We start from the raw sequence: 17,365 nt of genomic DNA on the forward strand, positions 1-17,365 counted from the left end.
CATGAGCATGACAACCACATCGCTGAGCCGGCGTGCCTTCCTGCGCAACGCCGCCTGGGGCAGTGCGGGCCTGGTCATCGCCATGGCGCTGCCGGGACGCGGGCGTGCCGCCGAGGCCGACCTGGGCGCGGCGAATTCCGCGCTTCTGGGTGGCGAAAACGCCGATTTCGCCCCCAATGCCTTTGTGCGGATCGCGCCGGACAACACCGTTACCGTACTTATCAAGCACATCGAATTCGGCCAAGGGCCGTTCACCGGTTTGTCCACGCTGGTGGCCGAAGAACTGGATGCGGACTGGTCCCAGATGCGCGCCGCCAGCGCGCCGGCCGACTCCGAGCTGTACAAGAACTTCGCCTTCGGTATGCAGGGCACCGGCGGCTCTACCGCGATCGCCAATTCCTATAATCAGATGCGCAAGGCGGGCGCGACGGCCCGGGCGCTGCTGGTACGCGCCGCGGCCGAACAGTGGTCGGTACCGGAGAGTGAGATCACGGTCGAAAAAGGCGTGATCTCGCATGCCGGCAGCGGCCAGTCCGCCAAATTCGGCGAATTCGCCCAGGCCGCTGCGCAGTACGACCCGCCCGAGGACGTGCCGCTCAAGAAGGCCAGCGAATTCAAGCTCATCGGCACCGACGTGCCGAAGCTGGATACGAACATCAAGACCGACGGCCGGGCCCTGTTCACCCAGGACCTGCATTTCGACGACATGCTCACTGTCATGGTCGCCCACCCGCCGCAGTTCGGCGCCACGGTGGCCTCGGTGAACAAGGCCGCGGCGATGAAAACCCCGGGCGTGGTCGATATCCAGCAGATTCCTACCGGCGTGGCGGTCTATGCCGAAGACACCTGGGCCGCGCTGCAGGGCCGGCGCGCGCTGCAGATCGAATGGAACACGGCCAAGGCCGAAACCCGTTCCAGCCGCCAGATAACCGAACACTACCGCGAGCGCGCCCAGAAGCCGGGCAAGACCGCGGCCTCGCGCGGCAAGCCGGAACAGGTGGGTACGGCCACGAAGACGCTCACCGCGGAATACAGCTTCCCCTATCTGGCCCATGCGCCGATGGAAACGCTCGACTGCGTGATCCATGCCGGGGAAGGCACGGTCGAGACCTGGTTCGGCTCGCAGTTGCAGACCGGGGACCAGGGTGCGATCGCCGAGGTCTTCGGTATCGAACCCCCGCAGGTGACCATTCACACCATGTTCGCCGGCGGCAGCTTCGGCCGGCGTGCCCAGCCGGGCAGCCCGCTGGCCGCGGAAGCCGCGCATGTGGCCAAGGCACATGCCGAGTCGCGCCCGCTCAAGCTGGTGTGGTCGCGCGAGGACGATATCCAGGGCGGCTGGTATCGCCCGCTGAACGTGCATCGCCTGACCGGCGGCGTGGATGCCGACGGCAATATCGTCGGCTGGGATCAGACCATCGTCGGCCAGTCCATTTTCGGCGGCAGCGCCTTCGCGGCGATGATCAAGGACGGGATCGATCCGTCCTCGGTCGAAGGCGCGGAAGACTTGCCGTATGCGATCGACAACTTCCGCGTTTCGCTGCACGACGGCGAAGCCGGCGTACCGATTCTCTGGTGGCGCTCGGTCGGCCATACGCATACCGCGTACTCGACAGAAACGTTCGTCGACGAGCTGCTCGAACTCGCCGAGAAGGACCCGATCGAAGGCCGGATCGCCATGCTCGGCGAACATCCGCGCCATGCTGGCGTGCTCAAGGCTGTGGCCGATCTCGCCGGCGGGCTCGAACCGTCGTCACCCGATCGCGCCCGCGGCGTGGCCGTACACAAGTCTTTTGGCAGCTATGTCGCCCAGATCGTGGAAGTCTCGCGCGACGACGACGGCCGCCCGAAGGTGAACAAGGTCTGGTGCGCGGTGGACTGCGGCGTGGCCGTGAACCCGAACGTCATCACCGCACAGATGGAAGGCGGTATCGGCTACGGCCTGAGCGCCGCGCTGTATAACGAGATCACGCTGGAAGAGGGCGGTACGGTCGCGCAGGCCAACTTCGACCGCTACCGCTCGCTGCGTATTCACGAAATGCCGGAGGTCAAGGTCACCATCGTGCAATCCGATGCCGACCCCACCGGCGTGGGCGAACCCGGCGTGCCGCCGATCGCCCCCGCGCTCGCCAACGCCTGGCGCCGCCTCACCGGCGACACCGTGCGCGATCTGCCTTTCGTGACCATTTCCTAAAGGATGCCGGCCACCGTGAATATTCTACGTATCGCCAGCTTTACCGCTGCTCTGGGCCTTGGCCTGCTGGGCAGCGTGCATGCCACCGAACTCCCAAGCAGCCAAGAGCTCAAGGGGCCCGAAGCCTTCAGCCAGATCGAGGATGAAACCGAGCGTTCGCGTGCCATGTTCAAGGAGGCCGGCAAGGTCATCCAGCACCCGCGCTGCGTGAACTGCCATCCCGTTTCCGACACCCCGCGCCAGGGCCTGGACATGCGCCCGCATGAACCGCCGGTCGTGCGCGGGCCGGACAACCACGGCGCCCCCGGCATGGTCTGCAGCACCTGCCACCAGCCCCAGAATGTCGACCCGGTCGGCAACGGCGTGCCCGGCAACCCGAAATGGCATCTCGCGCCGAAATCCATGGCCTGGTACGGCAAGTCACTTGCCGAGATCTGCACCCAGATCAAGGATCAGGATCGCAACGGCGGCATGGATATGGATGACCTCATTCAGCACATGGCCGAAGACAGCCTCGTCGGCTGGGCCTGGAACCCAGGCGGCGACCGCCAGCCGGTGCCCGGCACGCAGGAGAAGTTCGGCAAGCTCTTCGCCGCCTGGGTGCATTCCGGGGCGCATTGTCCGGTTGAATAGGGCTAATCCGCCGATTTCGCATCGCCTGGTTTCACGACTAACGGCGTGGCCGTGATGCGTGTTCCCGGCTTCCAGCTTATGGCGACGAGAATTCGAACATCCGCAACGTGGTGCCCATGAGTCGGTATATCGCCAGCATCAACGATTTGCCGATCAGCGCAGACGAGCGCAAGTTTTACTGGCTGATCGGTCGGCGACCCGATGATCACCCCGGGTTGTCCGAACTGGGGTTGTAGCGGTGCGGTATGTGACCCAGCGCCCGGGTGCGGCGTGAACGCGCGGCCATCTTCATCGCCGGTGGCGGCGGGCGAGCGTGTGATTCTGTTCGACGGCGTGTGCAAGCTCTGCAACGCGTGGTGCCGATTTATCATTCGTCATGACCATGGGCGCCTGTTTCGGCTGGCGTCAGTGCAGTCGCCGGCGGGCCAGCGCATCCTCGCGCATTTCGATATGTCGACGACGACCTTCGACACCATGCTCTATGTCGAGGGTGACCGGGCGTTCGAGAAAAGCGATGCCTTTCTGCGAATCGTCGTTCAGCTCGGTTGGTCTTGGAAACTGCTCGCAGTGGCACGACTATGCCCGCGCGTGGTGCGCGACTGGTGCTATGACCGAATCGCGCTAAACCGCTACACGATCTTCGGTCGCTACGATCAATGCGTGTTGCCGAGCCCGGATCACGAGCGGCGGTTTCTGGACGACACGATTGCCGATGACGACTGAGCCGGCGCGTATCAATCGCGTCTGCCGTTACGCGCTGGCTTTCGTGTTCGCTTTTCACGGTCTCGTGCCAAAGATTCTCTGGCTGAGCCCGGTCGAAGTCGCCTGGGTGAATGCGCATCACCTGCCGTTGCCGCCTGCGCTGTTTGCGGCGGTCGCGGGCGTGTTCGAGATCGCGATCGCGCTGGCCATCGCGATGCGCCCACGCGTTCTGTGGCCGGTTGGCGTCGCTGGTGCGCTACTGGTCGCTCTGCTGGCGGACGCTATGCTTTTCGCGCCCGGTCTGTTCGTGCAGGCGTTCAACCCGGCGACGACCAATATTGCGGCGCTCGGGCTGTGCTATGCGATTTATGCGAGCCAACCCGCCATGCGATCGCCGACGCGATAGCCGTTCGCCGCCGCTCGGGTGTCGAATGCCGTTTCAAGCCTATGGGCGGGCAACGGTTTCAGGCCTTGTCTGTATCGTGCAATATCGCGTTTCGGCGGCGACGGCGCCGTGACATTTCGGGTAGGCGGGGAGCACGAACATGGGCGGGCAGACGGGGCTGCGGGACGACTTTCTCTCCGGTGCGCGCGTGGTGGCACCCGTGCTGATCGGCGTGCTGCCGTTCGCGCTGATTGCAGGGGTGGTCGCCGTTCGGCTGGGGCTGTCGCCGCTCGCGGCGAGCGGGCTGTCCGTGCTGATATTCGCGGGCGCGTCCCAGCTCGCCGCGATCCAGTTGATACACGACGGCGCGCCGCTGCTGATCATCCTGATCACGGTGTTTTTCATCAACTTGCGTTTCACCATGTACAGCGCCTCGATCGCGCCGCATTTTCGCGGCGCGCGAGCGCGTACCAAGGCCATGCTCGGGTATCTGCTCACCGATCAAGCCTATGTGCTGGGTCTTTATGGCTTTTCGGACCGTCCAGCGCTTGCGCGCCGGATCGCGTTCTATCTCGGCGTGGCGCTGCCGCTGTGGCTATGCTGGCAGGTCGCGACCGTGGTCGGCGCGGTAGCCGGGTCACGCCTGCCGGAGTCGTGGGGATTGGAGTTCGGCATACCGCTGACGTTCATGGCAATGGTCGTGCCGTCGATCACCGACAGGGCGACGGGCGCGGCGGCCCTGGTCGGCGGCGCGCTCGCGGTGGCGGGCCATGCGCTGCCATGGAATCTCGGGCTGATTCTCGGCGCACTCGCCGGTATCGCGACCGGTATGCTCGTTTCGACCCTCGCGGGCGATAAGGCGTCGACATGAACGCGGAGCCGCTGGGCACGACAATGCTCTGGTTCACCATAGCCGCGGCCGGCCTGCTGACGTTCGTGTTGCGCTGGTCGTTCATTGCGATGATCGACTCGCTGGAAATGCCTTCCGGTGTGCGCCGTGCATTGCGCTTCGTGCCGGCGGCCGTACTGTCGGCGATCATCGGGCCGGCGGTCGTCGTGCAGAACGGCGCGGTCGATCTGTCGCCCGACAACCTCCGCCTGATCGCGGCGCTGGTGGCTGCGGTGGTGGCCTGGCGCACGCGCAGCATCTTTTACACGATCGCGACCGGCATGCTCGCACTCTGGGGTTTGACCGCGCTTGTAAATATCGGCTGAGGCTGTGTTGCTGTCAGCAAGGGGCTGCTGCCGTCGTCTCGAAAGGCCGGGTTGGGCGTTCGCATTGACCCGGACAGCAGGTATCGTGAGCGCATTGTCTGTCGAATGAATCACCGCCGCGGGCCGCTGTTCGGCCCGCGCGTGTCGCCATGTTCCAGCTCCGACTCAAACGCCTGCGGCGACGCTCGCACCAGCGTATCGCCCGCGAACTGTATTTCGATATCGGCGCGCGTGTGCGACGGCTGCTGCTCGTGCTGCTGGGCGTGGCGATCGCGCATACGCTGGCCGTGCTCTGGTTCGAAGACATCGGCGTGTCGGACGCCATCTGGCTCACGCTGACCACGCTCACGACTGTGGGCTATGGCGATTTCTCGGCGGCGACGGTCGGTGGCCGGATCGCGACCACCGTGCTGATGTATGCGATCGGCATCACCGTGCTTGCGCAACTGGCCAGCGACTATATCGACTATCGCCTGCAGCGCCGCCAGCGCATGATCGAAGGTAAATGGGACTGGGACATGCAAGACCACCTGCTCGTCATCAACACGCCGAAGTTCAACGGCGCGCACTACTGCGAGATCCTCGTGCGCCAGATTCGTGAAACACCCGCTTTTGCCGATGTGCCGATCCAGTTTCTGACCACAGGCTTCCCGCACGGCCTGCCCGACGATCTTCGTGCTCACGGCGCGCTGCATCGCCACGGCGAGGCCGACAACGCCGACGATCTGGCACGCGTCGAACCCGAGCGCGCGCGTCATGTGGTCGTGCTCGCGCACGACCACTACGATCGCCACGCCGACAGCCTGACGTTCGACACCACCCACCGGCTGATGCAGCACGTCGACCGAAGTCGCACGCATGTGGTGGTCGAGTGCGTGAACGATGCCAACCGGCAGCGCCTGCGCGACCTGGGCGCGCATTCCGTGATCCGCCCGATTCGCGCCTATCCGGAGTTGATCGTGCGTGCCATCGTATCGCCGGGCGTGGAAACGATGATGGAGAATCTATTCACCCATCACGGCGATCATTCCCAGCGCTACGACCTGCCGGTGGACGGGCTCCGCTGGGCGGATCTGGTGGCCGGGCTTATCCAGGCTGACCTTGGCACCGCGTTGGCTTATACGGATGACGCCGGCGAAGTCGTCTGCAATCCCCCTTCGGAGACCCGCGTCCACGGCACCGGGTTGATCGTGATGGTGCGCGCCAATCAGGAGCCGACGCCGGCGCGTATCCGTGAATGCCTGGCGGCGATCGCCGCGCAGTCGCCGCACGCCACGACCGCGCCCGGCAGTTGACGGCGCGCCGATTTCTTCACGCTACACAGACAATGCCATGACCGCTTTCGTCCCCGATGATTTCGACGTACCGGAACGCCTCGCGGGCGATGGCTTCGTGTTGCGCCCGCTGACGATCAACGACGTGGTCAAGGACTACGACGCCGTGATGACCAGCCAGGCGCGGCTGCTGGATCTTTTCGGTCCCGGCCACGGCTGGCCTGCGCCGGATCTGTCGCTGGAGCAGGACCTGATCGATCTCGGATGGCATCAGAAGGAGTTCCAGATCCGCCAGTCCTTTGCGTATACGGTGATGACGCCGGACGAGACCCGCTGCCTCGGCTGTGCCTACGTCGAGCCGTCGCCAAAGCAGGGCTACGACGCGCAGGTGTTCTTCTGGGTGCGCGACAGCGAACTGGCCACGGGGCTGGAATCCCGGCTCGACGATGCGCTGCATTCCTGGATTGCCGATCGCTGGTGCTTCACGCATGCCGCCTGGCCGGGCCGGGATACGCCCTGGGCGCACTGGTTGGCCTTGCCGGACAAATAAGGATGACCGTGTCGCAAGATACGCTGCGCTTCTTTCTCGTGTTCGCCGATGGCGCCGATGAGCGGGCGCTGCAGGCAAACTTCGATGCCGTACGGCTGCGTGACGACCTGTTTGCCGTGCATACGCGGCTGAGCCGGTCCGAGCTCTACCATGCCGTGCGTGATCTGTGCCTGCCGGACGGCCTGCTTGTGGCACCGCTTTCGGCGCATCCCAAGTTTCGCGGGATGGCGCCCGGCGCATTGAAGTGGTTCAAGTTGCGCAGCAACGATTAGCTGCCGGGCAACCGATGCCTGCAACCCGGCGTAAGCTGTTCTTCTTTCACGACAACAGGATTCACGTATGGCGCGTTCGATAGGCGACACGGTTCGCTGGAACTGGGGGCAGGGCACGGCCGAGGGCCGAATCACGCAGATCTACAAGACACGGGTGAGCAAGACGCTCAAGGGGTCCGAGATCGTGCGCGAAGGCAGCGAGGACAACCCGGCCTACCTGATCGAACAGGATGACGGCGACCAGGTCCTCAAGCTGGCGTCCGAGCTGGATTGAGCCGCGGCGAAGACCGCATGCGCTGACCGCAGGCTACACTCCGCCGTGTTGACCGATAGGGAGTGACCGATGCCGATGCCGGACGACTTCGACAGCACTGCAGTCGATACGGGCGAGGTGACGTTGCATGTGGCACACGGCGGTAGCGGGCCGCCTGTCTTGCTGCTGCACGGGTACCCGCAGACGCATGTGATGTGGCATCGACTGGCGGGGCGTCTCGCGCAGCATTTTCACGTGATCTGTCCGGATCTGCGCGGTTATGGCGACAGCGACAAGCCGTCGGGCGGTGCGGATCACGCCGCCTACAGCAAACGCGCGATGGCGCGTGACTGCGTGGCGCTTATGCGTCATTTCGGTCATGCCCGGTTCGATATGGTCGGCCACGATCGCGGTGCACGGGTCGGCCACCGGCTGGCGCTCGATTATCCGCATGCACTTTCGAGGCTGTGCGTGCTGGATATCGCGCCTACGCTGCATATGTTCGAAACCGCGGACCGGCATTTCGCCAATGGCTACTACCACTGGTTCTTTCTGATCCAGCCGGACGGCCTGCCGGAGCGCATGATCGGCGCCGACCCGGCGTATTTCCTCAACGAGAAACTGGCCCGCTGGGCCGCGCCGAACGCACGTTTCGACGCGGCTGCGGTGGCCGAATACGAACGGTGTTTTCGCGATCCGGCCTGTATCCACGCAACCTGTGAAGACTACCGCGCGACCGCCGGCATCGATCTGGCCCACGACCGCGCCGATCGTGCGCAGGGTCAGCGTATCGAATGCCCGCTGCTCGTGCTCTGGGGCGCGCACGGTTTTGTGCACAAGACTTACGACGTGCTTTCGGTCTGGCGCGACTATGCGCAGCGGGTGGAAGGCCGCGCACTGGACTGTGGCCATTTCGTGCCCGAGGAAGCGCCCGACGCGCTCTACGCCGAATTGCAGTCGTTTCTCGATATCGCCGACTAGCGTGGCTACTCGGCGTGGCGGCGAATCACGTCCTCGTAGTCGCGGATACGGTGGATATAACGCACCGGCTCGGTACCGCGGGCATAGCCGTATTTCAGCGACGGGTAGTAGCGCTTGTCGGCCAGTAACGGCAGCACGCTCTTGAGATCGGCCCAGGATTTCGCGTTCTTGCCGAGTCGCCTGGCCAGTTTCTGTGCGTCACGCAGATGCGCCAGGCCGATGTTGTAGGCCGCGAGAGCCATGAACAGCCGGTCCGGCATCGGCACCGCGTCGTCGATGCGTGCACGCATCCGATCCAGATACTTCGCGCCGCCGCGCACGCTCTGGGCCGGGTCAAGCCGGTTGTCCACACCCATGGCCTTGGCGGTCCGCCCGGTGAGCATCATCAGCCCGCGCACACCGGTCGGGCTTTTTGCCTTCGGGTCCCATTTCGATTCCTGGTACGCCTGGGCGGCGAGCAGCAACGGCGGCAGGGCATGCTGTTCGCCGGCGCGCTCGAACAGAGGGCCGTAGCGGGGCAGCACACTATCGATTCGCCGCACCAGCGCGCGGCGATCGACGAAATCGAACTCGGGCAGATAGGCGTAGTAGCGGCGTTCGATTGCAGCGCGTGCCTGTTTTCCAGCCTTGCTTGTCAGCCAGTCGGACGCCTGTGTTGCCAGCGCCTCGGCGCCTTTCGGCAGGGCCCAGGCCAGGGATTCGGTCTCGTGCAGATCGAACATGACTTCGAGCTGCGGGTAATAGCGCCGGTTGATATCGACGATGTTGGTGTCCGCCACCGTGCAGTCGAGCTTGTTCTCCCACACGCGATGCAACAGTTGTTCGGTACCGCGCTTTTCGTCTTCCTTCCAGGTGAGGACCGGATGCTCGGCCTTGAGGGCCTGCAGACGCTCCGCGTAGCTGCTGTCCGCGATTACGGTCAGCGACACACCGTCGAGTTCGGCCACGTTCTCGGGCCGGGCGCTCTTTTTGTTGCAGACCACCTGCTGGCGGACCTGCCGGTAGGGCGCCGCGAAACGAAAACGCGTCTGCCGTGATTCGGTGACGGTCAGGCCCGCGGCGGCCATATCGGCCTTGCCCGCTTCGAGCGCGGCCAGCACGCCGCGAATCGAGTCCTTGACGATGTATTGAACGTCGACGCCCAGGTGCGCGGCAAACGCGCTGGTGAGCGCCTGTTCGGGGCCGGCGGCCTGCTTGTGGCGGTTCAGGTAGTAGCTGGTCGGTGCGTTGCGGGTGACCACACGCAGCGTGCCCGTCTCGCGAATATGCTCGAGCTGGCCGGCATCGCCGTTGTCCGCGCCGTTTTGTGAACAGGCCGCCGCAAGCAGCCCAAGACAGCCCGCAAGCAGCGCGCGGGTGATGAATCGGTGCATATGTCCCTCGTGCCGAATCCTCGCTAGAACCCTAGCAGAAGCCCCGGGGATGGATGCGGCGGGCGGCCGGCTGCGCAAATATCCGGATTGCCGGCGGCGCAAGGCTGGGCAATGCTTTCGCGCCGTCCCCGCTCGCGCATCGCAACCGCCACGCGCCACGTAAGCGCGCTGATCTCACCCGCGGCAACACGCACCGAACGGACAGTCATGGCCCAGAACGAAGACGAACAGACCGAAGGCGCGCCCGTTGTCACGCGCCACCGTCACGGCAAGGGCTTCACCTACCGCTATGCCGACGGGCGTACGCTGCGCGACCGCAAGCGTCGCGCGTGGATTAAGTCTTTGGCGGTGCCGCCGGCCTGGCAGGACGTGGAAATCTCGCTCGATCCGCACGCCCGCGTGCATGCGACAGGGCGAGACGCGGCGGGGCGCAAGCAGTATGTCTACAACGCCGCCTGGCGCGAGGCGCGCGAGCAGGCCAAGTTCGACCGCATACTCGCGTTCGCGCGGCAGCTGTCGACCATGCGACGCGCCACTGGCCAGCATCTGCGCCGCAAGACGATGTGCCGGGAGAAAGTGCTGGCCTGCATGGTTCGGCTGATCGACGGTGCCTACTTCCGGCCCGGCAGCGAGCACTACGCGCGTGAAAACGACGCGTACGGGCTGACGACCATGCGCTCGAAGCATCTCACCATCGAAGGCGATGCCCTGATCTTCGATTACAACGGCAAGAGCGGGCAGGCTCAGCACCGGGTCGTCGAGGATGAACGACTAGCGCGAATCGTCGCCGAGCTCGACGACCGGCCCGGCTACGAGATATTCAAGTACTACGACGAGCGCGGGCGTCGTGTCGACGTCGACAGCCGCGACCTCAACGACTACATCCACGAAATCATGGGCGATGCGTACAGCGCCAAGGATTTTCGCACCTGGGCGGGCACGTCGCTGGCCGCGCTGGCGCTGGACGAGATCGGCCCCGGCGATGACGAGAAGGTGAGCGAAAAGAACGTGCGCGATGTGGTCGAGCGGGTGGCCGAGCGTCTGGGCAATACGCCAAGCATTGCGCGGGCGAGCTATATCGATCCGCGCGTGATCGAAAGTTATCTGGACGGGCGCACGCTGAGCCATTTCCAGACGCTGATCGAGGCCGAGCTGGCCGAAGGGGATCTGACCGGCCGGCAGGAGCGGGCCGTCATGAAACTGCTGGAAAGCCGCGTGGAACAGGCCGTGCGCCGCTGAACCCGCGGCGGTATACGACTTTTGTATAGTATGCGTACAAATTCTTTCGACGGCGTTCGTATGACATTGGACAAGAGCAAGCCGGTTCTGGTGACCGGTGGCAACGGTTATGTCGCTTCCTGGCTGGTGAAATATCTCCTCGAGGACGGCGTCGATGTCCATGCGACGGTTCGCGATCCGGCGAACAAGAAAAAGGTCGGACATCTCGAAGCGATCGCGGCCGACGCACCCGGCACGCTGACGCTGCATGCCGCCGACCTGTTCGATGAAAACGCCTTCGACGCGCCGATGCAGGGCTGCGAGGTGGTGTTTCATACGGCTTCGCCATTTGTCATATCCGGTATCGACGATCCGCAGGCGGAGCTGGTCGACCCGGCGTTGAAGGGCACCGAGAACGTGCTCAACGCCGTGAACCGCGTCGAAAGCGTCAAGCGTGTGGTACTCACCTCGAGCGTGGTGGCCATCTACGGCGACGCGGCGGACATGGCCGACGAGGGCGTCGATGCCTTCACCGAAGCGCACTGGAATACCACCAGCAGCGTCGATCACCAGCCCTACAATTACTCCAAGGTGTGCGCAGAACGCCGGGCGTGGGAGATCAACGAACAACAGGCGCGCTGGCAGCTGGTCACGATCAACCCCGGCTTCGTGCTCGGGCCGTCGCTGACCCAGGCCAGTGCATCCACGAGTCTGGCGACGATGAAACAGTTCGCCGACGGCACGCTCAAGATGGGCGCCCCGGAGCTGTATTTCGGCATCGTCGACGTGCGCGATGTGGCCCTTGCGCATATCAAGGCGGCCAGCGAGCCCGAGGCGAGCGGCCGTCACATCACCTGTAGCGAAACGCTCAGCATGCTCGATATGGGCGCCGCACTGCGGCGCGCCTTCGGCGATCGCTACCCGTTTCCCCGCCGTGAACTGCCGAAGACGCTGCTATGGCTGGTCGGGCCGTTCCAGGGGCTGGCGCGCAAGTTCGTGGCGCGCAATGTCGGATATCCGCTCGCCTTCGATAACAGCTATACCCGACGTGACCTCGCCATGGACTTTCGTCCGGCGCGCGAAACCGTGGTCGAGCACTTTCAGCAGATGCTCGACGATGGCGTGGTGCGTCGGCGCGATTGAATGAGCGCGTCGCCGCGCCCCGTGACGTCATCGGCGTTCGCCGCGCATTGTTCGGCCTGGGGCGCTATGGGATGATCGCGCCATGACCACACGCAGCTATTTTCTCGCGGGCTTTCTCGCGTCCGCGGGCGCCTTGGCGTTTGCCTATTATCTGCAGTATGGCCAGGGCCTGGATCCGTGCCCGCTGTGCATATTCCAGCGTGTCGCGATGGCCGGGGTCGGGCTGTTTTGCCTGATCGGCGTCGTGCACGGCCCCGACGTGGCCGGGCGCCGCGTGTATTCGGCGCTTGCCGCACTCAGCGCGGTCATCGGTGCGGCGATTGCCGCGCGCCATGTGTGGTTGATGCATCTGCCGGCCGATCAGGTGCCGGCCTGTGGGCCCGGCCTGGACTACCTGGTCGACGTGATGCCGTTGACGGAGGTGCTGTCCACCGTATTGCGCGGCGACGCCAGCTGTGCGGAAGTCAAGGGCGCCTTCCTGGGCATCAGCCTGCCCGCATGGACCGGCATCTATTTCCTGCTGCTGGCCTTCGGTGCGCTGGCCGGTGTATTCGGCCGCCGCGCGCTTGGCAAGCCCGCTGTATAACGCTCATCAACTTTCGAGAAAGGACAAGCCATGACCACGCCCGTAACCGACCTCTGTGACGAATTCAGCGACAAACTGCAGATCGCCGAACCGATCTTCACCGATTTCGGCGGCACCCTCGATTTCGCCGGGCCGATCAGCACGGTGAAGTGCTTCGAGGACAACTCGCTGGTGCGCCAGGCGCTCGAAGAACCGGGCGAAGGCCGGGTGCTGGTCGTCGACGGCGGCGCCTCCGATCGTTGCGCACTGCTGGGCGACAATCTTGCCCAGCTCGCGATCGACAACGACTGGGCCGGCATCCTCGTATACGGCTGCATTCGCGATTCTGCCGAGATCTCGCAGATGGGTGTGGCCGTCAAAGCACTGAACACGCATCCGAAGAAGTCGAACAAGAAAAACCAGGGCGAGCGGGACGTCCCGGTGCGCTTCGCGGGCGTATCGTTCATGCCCGGCGACTGGATCTATGCCGATCTCGACGGTGTGGTGGTGAGCGCTTCCGAACTGGAACTCTAGCCCGCCACCACGATAGGTCTACGCGGCCCCGAGCGATCCCGATCGCTCGGGGCTTTCTATTGCGAGGCCGCTAATCCAAGAATCACTTATAAATCTATTTATCAGATATTTGCGAAACAAAGTTAAAGCCAGAAATGGCATGAACCCGTGACCCAGCCGCCCACGGATTGCGCGCTTTGCCCGCGTCTCGTCGCGCTGCGTCGGCAGGTGCGGGTCGATCATCCCGATTATCACGCGGGGCCCGTGCCCGCATTCGGCCCCACCGATGCGCGGCTGCTGGTCGTGGGGCTCGCGCCGGGCATGCATGGGGCAAACGCGACCGGGCGGCCGTTCACGGGCGACCACGCGGGCGGGCTGCTTTATCGGACGCTGCATGACTTTGGGTTTGCCTCGTCGCCGGTCTCGGAATCGGCCGAGGACGGGCTTCGGTTGATCGATTGCCGGATCACGAACGTGGTCAAATGCCTGCCGCCGCAGAACAAGCCTGTCGCGGCGGAAGTGAACGCCTGCAACCGCTTTCTCGCCACGGAGCTCGAGACGCCGACGGTACTGGTCGCCCTCGGCGGCGTGGCGCATAAGGCTGTGGTTCGTGCCTTTGGCCTGCGCCAGAAGGCGCATGTATTCGGGCATGGCGCGGCGCACGCGCTGAATGCGCGCCAGACGTTGATCGACTCCTATCACTGCAGCCGGTACAACACGAACACGCGGCGACTGACCGCTGCCATGTTCGCCGATGTGTTCTCGGCCGCGCGCGATCGGCTTGCCTGAACCGACTTTGTCGCCATCATGAGCGCATGAGCGATACCGGTTTCGATCCCCGTACCTACTTGCGTCAGCTGACTCAGGCGCCCGGCGTGTACCGCATGTACGACGCCAAGGGCGACGTGCTCTATGTCGGCAAGGCCAAGAACCTGAAGAAGCGGGTGTCCAGCTATTTCCTGCGCGCGTCGGGCAATGCCAAGACCGAGGCCATGCTCGACCAGGTGGCGGATATCGAAGTCACGATCACGCATACGGAAGACGAGGCGCTGCTGCTCGAATCCACGCTGATCAAGCGTCACCGGCCGCGTTACAACGTCTACCTGCGGGATGACAAGAGTTATCCCTACCTCATGATCACCGGCGATAACGACTACCCGCGGGTGGTATATCACCGCGGCGCTCAGAAGCGGAAAGGGCATTATTTCGGCCCGTTCCCCAGTTCCGGCGCGGTCAAGCAGACGCAGGACACGCTCATGCGTCTGTTCAAGCTGCGCAACTGTCGCGACAGCTTCTTCGAGAACCGCTCGCGGCCCTGCCTGCAGTACCAGATCAAGCGATGCACGGCGCCCTGTGTCGGCTTCATCAACAAGGCGGACTATGCGCGCGACGTGAAGGATGCGGTGGAACTGCTCGAAGGCCGCAACGAGAAGCTCATCGACCGGCTGGTCGGCGAGATGGAGGCGGCGGCCAAGGCGCTGGATTTCGAGACCGCGGCGCGGCTGCGCGAGAAGATCGCGGCGCTGCGTCGGCTGCAGTCTCAGAGCCAGAAGGTCGGCGGGCAGGGCGATTTCGACATCGTCTGTGCCGCGATCGATGGCGGAATCGGCGCCGTGGTGGTGGTCACGGTGCGCGGCGGCATCAATCTCGGACACCGGAGCTTTTTTCCGCATGCGCCGCCGGGAACCGATGTGGGCGATCTCACCGCCGCGTTCATGAGCCAGTATTATCTCGAACGCCGGCCGCCGCCGGAGCTGCTCGTCGACCCGCTGCCGGCCGACGACAAGTGGCTCGCGGAAAGCCTGGGCCGTCGCGCGCAACGCAAGGTCGCCTTCAAGACCAACGTGCGCGCCGAGCGTAAACGCTGGCTCGACAACACGCGCGCCACGCTGGCGCAGACGCTTTCCGCGCAGCTGGCCAGCCGTGCCGGGGTGGAGAAACGGCTATCGTCGCTTGCGCAGGGGCTGGGCCTGTCGGCGCCGCCCATGCACATGGCCTGTTTCGATATCAGCCACACCTCCGGCGAACGCACGGTGGCGTCCTGTGTGGTGTTCGAGGCCGGCACGCCCAACAAGTCGAAGTATCGGCGCTTCAATATCGACGGCATCGAACCCGGCGACGACTACGCGGCCATGCGTCAGGCCCTCACACGCCGTTTCAAGCGCGTGCAGGCGGGCGAGGAAAACATGCCCGATCTGTTGCTCATCGACGGCGGCAAGGGCCAGCTCGCGGTGGCGGTCGAAGCGCTCGACGAACTGGGCGTGACGGGTGTGCAGATCATCGGCGTCGCCAAGGGCTCAACCCGCAAACCGGGGCTGGAGCAGATCTTTTTGCCGGCCGAGAAGTCGCCACTTATACTTCCGGCAGACTCGCCGGGCCTGCATCTCATCCAGCAGATACGCGACGAGGCGCACCGTTTCGCCATCGCCGGCCATCGCGGTCAGCGCGGCAAGGCGCGCCAGGGTTCGATGCTCGACGGGGTCGACGGACTCGGCCCGAAACGGCGCAAGAAACTGCTGCAAACCTTTGGTGGCCCAAAGCAGATCGCCCGTGCCGGCGTGGCCGAACTTGCCCGGGTGGAAGGGATCAGTGCGACCATGGCACAACGGATTTACGATTATTTTCATAACACGGCCTGAAGACGGTGCCATCCGATCCGAGCCGGACCGCGAGGAGACCCGCTTGAACCTGCCCATCTGGCTGACCCTGTTTCGTCTGATTCTCATCCCATTCGTGGTGGGTCTGATGTTCGTGCCGTTGCCCAGCGCCAACATCCTGGCGGCGGTGCTGTTCGGCATCGCGCTCGCCACCGACTGGCTCGATGGCCATCTCGCCCGACGCTGGAATCAGACTTCGGCGTTCGGCGCCTTTCTCGACCCGGTCGCCGACAAGCTCATCGTCTGTGCGGTGCTGGTGATGCTCGTCTACCGCGACCCGCATTACTACATTGCGCTGCCGGCCACGATCATCGTCGGGCGCGAGCTCACCGTATCGGCGCTTCGGGAGTGGATGGCGGAGCTGGGCGAGCGCGGTGTCGTCGCTGTTGGCTCGCTCGGCAAGTACAAGACCGCGATCCAGATGACCGCCATTTCGCTGATGCTGTTCGATCTCGTGCAGCGCACGGGAATCTATCTGCTCGGCGTCGTGCTGCTGGTCATCGCCGCCGCGCTCACGCTGTGGTCGATGGGCGTCTATCTGCGCCAGGCGTGGCCCCGGCTCAGCATGGAACGCTGACCTGTCGAAAACGTTGCACGATATGGGTTGACACCCGTTCGTTTAGCCCTAGAATACGCACTCTCAACGGCGCGGGAATAGCTCAGTGGTAGAGCACAACCTTGCCAAGGTTGGGGTCGCGAGTTCGAATCTCGTTTCCCGCTCCAAATAGACATTGCCGAAAAACCTCGGCCCGGCGGTCGGGGTTTTTCTTTATCGGCATCCGGTTCTTCGGATGTATGCGACCGGCCAGGTGGCAGAGTGGTGATGCAGCGGCCTGCAAAGCCGCGTACCTCGGTTCGATTCCGGGCCTGGCCTCCATTTGATTTGCGTTCGCGCCGCAAGAGCGATGGCACGTTTAACGTACTGGTAGGACGTGATCTGCAAAGTCGCGTCTGCGGCGAGTCAAAGCGCTGAAAGTCATCTCAGCGGATATATAGCATGCCGCGACAGCCTCTCTCGGGGAATGCTACAAACGGTGTGAAGTAAGTCGTAGCAATTCAAAAATCGGGTGAAGACGCGCGTATCACTCTTTCGACGAGGGTGTTAAATTTAATACGCGCCACGCCGAGTCTTTTATGGCACGCTTTATAGATTTGTTTACACTGTCCTTAACGGCTCAAATGCCTCGATAGAAACGCCTATCCCCTATCCAATCGATCGGCGTGACCATCACCTCTCGCCAAGTGCGCTTCTGCCAGTCTGACGACTTAAACTCTGTAATCAAAGCTTCAATTGAGCGTGCTGTGCTCGCCGCCAATGCTTCGACTTTTTACTGGTCGGCGATATTGGCCTGATCTTGCATCTTGAGCACGGCGTCGATGGAACAATACCAAAGACGATTCGACTCCCTCGGTTGGTATTTCACCCAAACGTGTTTT

Annotated in this window: 19 protein-coding genes and 2 tRNA genes; 20 read left to right on the forward strand and 1 reads right to left on the reverse strand. The window is 64.0% G+C overall.

Features of this window, described 5'->3' with window-relative positions; all coding sequences use genetic code 11:
* The first annotated feature begins 1 nt into the window (after nucleotide 1).
* The 11 genes from J7355_RS02960 (at nucleotide 2) to J7355_RS03015 (ending at nucleotide 8,459) form a co-directional block, all read left to right on the forward strand.
* Complete coding sequence (locus J7355_RS02960; protein WP_209059815.1) at nucleotides 2–2,194, forward strand: xanthine dehydrogenase family protein molybdopterin-binding subunit; 2,193 nt, start codon at nucleotides 2–4, stop codon at nucleotides 2,192–2,194.
* Nucleotides 2,195–2,209: 15 nt separating this feature from the next.
* Nucleotides 2,210–2,827 carry a hypothetical protein gene (locus J7355_RS02965; protein ID WP_209059818.1) on the forward strand — a complete coding sequence of 206 codons (618 nt, stop codon included), beginning with the start codon at nucleotides 2,210–2,212 and terminating at the stop codon, nucleotides 2,825–2,827.
* 201 nt (nucleotides 2,828–3,028) lie between these two features.
* Nucleotides 3,029–3,550: a thiol-disulfide oxidoreductase DCC family protein gene (locus J7355_RS02975; RefSeq protein ID WP_209059820.1), complete on the forward strand. Its 522-nt coding sequence runs from the start codon at nucleotides 3,029–3,031 to the stop codon at nucleotides 3,548–3,550.
* A complete protein-coding gene (locus J7355_RS02980; RefSeq protein ID WP_209059822.1) occupies nucleotides 3,540–3,935 on the forward strand; it encodes a DoxX-like family protein in 396 nt (131 codons plus the stop codon). Before J7355_RS02975 ends, J7355_RS02980 begins: the two co-directional genes overlap by 11 nt.
* Nucleotides 3,936–4,074: 139 nt before the next feature.
* Complete coding sequence (locus J7355_RS02985; protein WP_209059824.1) at nucleotides 4,075–4,785, forward strand: AzlC family ABC transporter permease; 711 nt, start codon at nucleotides 4,075–4,077, stop codon at nucleotides 4,783–4,785.
* The gene (locus tag J7355_RS02990; protein ID WP_209059826.1) at nucleotides 4,782–5,129 is read left to right on the forward strand and encodes an AzlD domain-containing protein; all 348 of its coding nucleotides are present in this window, start codon (nucleotides 4,782–4,784) and stop codon (nucleotides 5,127–5,129) included. Before J7355_RS02985 ends, J7355_RS02990 begins: the two co-directional genes overlap by 4 nt.
* Before the next feature lie 149 nt (nucleotides 5,130–5,278).
* Nucleotides 5,279–6,424: an ion channel gene (locus J7355_RS02995; RefSeq protein WP_209059828.1), complete on the forward strand. Its 1,146-nt coding sequence runs from the start codon at nucleotides 5,279–5,281 to the stop codon at nucleotides 6,422–6,424.
* 37 nt (nucleotides 6,425–6,461) lie between these two features.
* Complete coding sequence (locus J7355_RS03000) at nucleotides 6,462–6,953, forward strand: hypothetical protein (protein WP_209059829.1); 492 nt, start codon at nucleotides 6,462–6,464, stop codon at nucleotides 6,951–6,953.
* A gap of 2 nt (nucleotides 6,954–6,955) precedes the next feature.
* Nucleotides 6,956–7,225 (forward strand): hypothetical protein, encoded by a 270-nt coding sequence (locus tag J7355_RS03005; RefSeq protein ID WP_209059830.1) that lies wholly within the window; start codon nucleotides 6,956–6,958, stop codon nucleotides 7,223–7,225.
* Between the two features lie 67 nt (nucleotides 7,226–7,292).
* Nucleotides 7,293–7,499 (forward strand): DUF2945 domain-containing protein, encoded by a 207-nt coding sequence (locus J7355_RS03010; protein WP_209059831.1) that lies wholly within the window; start codon nucleotides 7,293–7,295, stop codon nucleotides 7,497–7,499.
* 69 nt (nucleotides 7,500–7,568) lie between these two features.
* The gene (locus tag J7355_RS03015) at nucleotides 7,569–8,459 is read left to right on the forward strand and encodes an alpha/beta hydrolase (protein WP_247739731.1); all 891 of its coding nucleotides are present in this window, start codon (nucleotides 7,569–7,571) and stop codon (nucleotides 8,457–8,459) included.
* Nucleotides 8,460–8,464: 5 nt separating this feature from the next.
* Here J7355_RS03015 and mltF read toward each other — a convergent pair whose 3' ends face one another.
* Entirely contained in the window at nucleotides 8,465–9,832 is a 1,368-nt protein-coding gene (gene mltF, locus J7355_RS03020; protein ID WP_209059833.1) for a membrane-bound lytic murein transglycosylase MltF, read from the reverse strand.
* A gap of 207 nt (nucleotides 9,833–10,039) precedes the next feature.
* On the opposite strand from mltF, the gene J7355_RS03025 reads away from it, so the two are divergent.
* The 9 genes from J7355_RS03025 to J7355_RS03065 all read left to right on the forward strand — a co-directional run bounded on the left by J7355_RS03025 (nucleotide 10,040) and on the right by J7355_RS03065 (nucleotide 16,805).
* Entirely contained in the window at nucleotides 10,040–11,071 is a 1,032-nt protein-coding gene (locus J7355_RS03025) for a DNA topoisomerase IB (RefSeq protein ID WP_209059835.1), read from the forward strand.
* Between the two features lie 60 nt (nucleotides 11,072–11,131).
* Nucleotides 11,132–12,193, forward strand: coding sequence for an NAD-dependent epimerase/dehydratase family protein (locus J7355_RS03030; protein WP_209059837.1), 1,062 nt, complete (start codon nucleotides 11,132–11,134; stop codon nucleotides 12,191–12,193).
* A gap of 82 nt (nucleotides 12,194–12,275) precedes the next feature.
* On the forward strand, nucleotides 12,276–12,779 hold the full coding sequence (locus J7355_RS03035; protein ID WP_209059838.1) for a disulfide bond formation protein B: 504 nt from the start codon (nucleotides 12,276–12,278) through the stop codon (nucleotides 12,777–12,779).
* A 30-nt stretch (nucleotides 12,780–12,809) separates the two neighbouring features.
* Nucleotides 12,810–13,292: a ribonuclease E activity regulator RraA gene (gene rraA / locus J7355_RS03040; protein ID WP_209059839.1), complete on the forward strand. Its 483-nt coding sequence runs from the start codon at nucleotides 12,810–12,812 to the stop codon at nucleotides 13,290–13,292.
* A 147-nt stretch (nucleotides 13,293–13,439) separates the two neighbouring features.
* Nucleotides 13,440–14,060 carry a uracil-DNA glycosylase gene (locus J7355_RS03045; protein ID WP_209059843.1) on the forward strand — a complete coding sequence of 207 codons (621 nt, stop codon included), beginning with the start codon at nucleotides 13,440–13,442 and terminating at the stop codon, nucleotides 14,058–14,060.
* Nucleotides 14,061–14,086: 26 nt separating this feature from the next.
* A complete protein-coding gene (gene uvrC, locus J7355_RS03050) occupies nucleotides 14,087–15,910 on the forward strand; it encodes an excinuclease ABC subunit UvrC (RefSeq protein ID WP_209059845.1) in 1,824 nt (607 codons plus the stop codon).
* Nucleotides 15,911–15,953: 43 nt separating this feature from the next.
* A complete protein-coding gene (gene pgsA, locus J7355_RS03055; RefSeq protein ID WP_209059847.1) occupies nucleotides 15,954–16,505 on the forward strand; it encodes a CDP-diacylglycerol--glycerol-3-phosphate 3-phosphatidyltransferase in 552 nt (183 codons plus the stop codon).
* Between the two features lie 71 nt (nucleotides 16,506–16,576).
* A tRNA-Gly gene (locus tag J7355_RS03060) sits at nucleotides 16,577–16,651 on the forward strand.
* A gap of 80 nt (nucleotides 16,652–16,731) precedes the next feature.
* Nucleotides 16,732–16,805 (forward strand) — tRNA-Cys (locus J7355_RS03065).
* Nucleotides 16,806–17,365: the final 560 nt, after the last annotated feature.

This window comes from Endozoicomonas sp. G2_2, assembly GCF_017744135.1.
GTDB lineage: Bacteria > Pseudomonadota > Gammaproteobacteria > Nevskiales > Salinisphaeraceae > Salinisphaera.

Coding starts and splice junctions, on each gene's coding strand:
- J7355_RS02960 (WP_209059815.1), top strand. CDS start 2: ATGAGCATGACAACCACATCGCTGAGCCGGCGTGCCTTCCTGCGCAAC.
- J7355_RS02975 (WP_209059820.1), top strand. CDS start 3,029: ATGATCACCCCGGGTTGTCCGAACTGGGGTTGTAGCGGTGCGGTATGT.
- J7355_RS02980 (WP_209059822.1), top strand. CDS start 3,540: ATGACGACTGAGCCGGCGCGTATCAATCGCGTCTGCCGTTACGCGCTG.
- J7355_RS02985 (WP_209059824.1), top strand. CDS start 4,075: ATGGGCGGGCAGACGGGGCTGCGGGACGACTTTCTCTCCGGTGCGCGC.
- J7355_RS02990 (WP_209059826.1), top strand. CDS start 4,782: ATGAACGCGGAGCCGCTGGGCACGACAATGCTCTGGTTCACCATAGCC.
- J7355_RS02995 (WP_209059828.1), top strand. CDS start 5,279: ATGTTCCAGCTCCGACTCAAACGCCTGCGGCGACGCTCGCACCAGCGT.
- J7355_RS03000 (WP_209059829.1), top strand. CDS start 6,462: ATGACCGCTTTCGTCCCCGATGATTTCGACGTACCGGAACGCCTCGCG.
- J7355_RS03005 (WP_209059830.1), top strand. CDS start 6,956: ATGACCGTGTCGCAAGATACGCTGCGCTTCTTTCTCGTGTTCGCCGAT.
- J7355_RS03010 (WP_209059831.1), top strand. CDS start 7,293: ATGGCGCGTTCGATAGGCGACACGGTTCGCTGGAACTGGGGGCAGGGC.
- J7355_RS03015 (WP_247739731.1), top strand. CDS start 7,569: ATGCCGATGCCGGACGACTTCGACAGCACTGCAGTCGATACGGGCGAG.
- mltF (WP_209059833.1), bottom strand. CDS start 9,832: ATGCACCGATTCATCACCCGCGCGCTGCTTGCGGGCTGTCTTGGGCTG.
- J7355_RS03025 (WP_209059835.1), top strand. CDS start 10,040: ATGGCCCAGAACGAAGACGAACAGACCGAAGGCGCGCCCGTTGTCACG.
- J7355_RS03030 (WP_209059837.1), top strand. CDS start 11,132: ATGACATTGGACAAGAGCAAGCCGGTTCTGGTGACCGGTGGCAACGGT.
- J7355_RS03035 (WP_209059838.1), top strand. CDS start 12,276: ATGACCACACGCAGCTATTTTCTCGCGGGCTTTCTCGCGTCCGCGGGC.
- rraA (WP_209059839.1), top strand. CDS start 12,810: ATGACCACGCCCGTAACCGACCTCTGTGACGAATTCAGCGACAAACTG.
- uvrC (WP_209059845.1), top strand. CDS start 14,087: ATGAGCGATACCGGTTTCGATCCCCGTACCTACTTGCGTCAGCTGACT.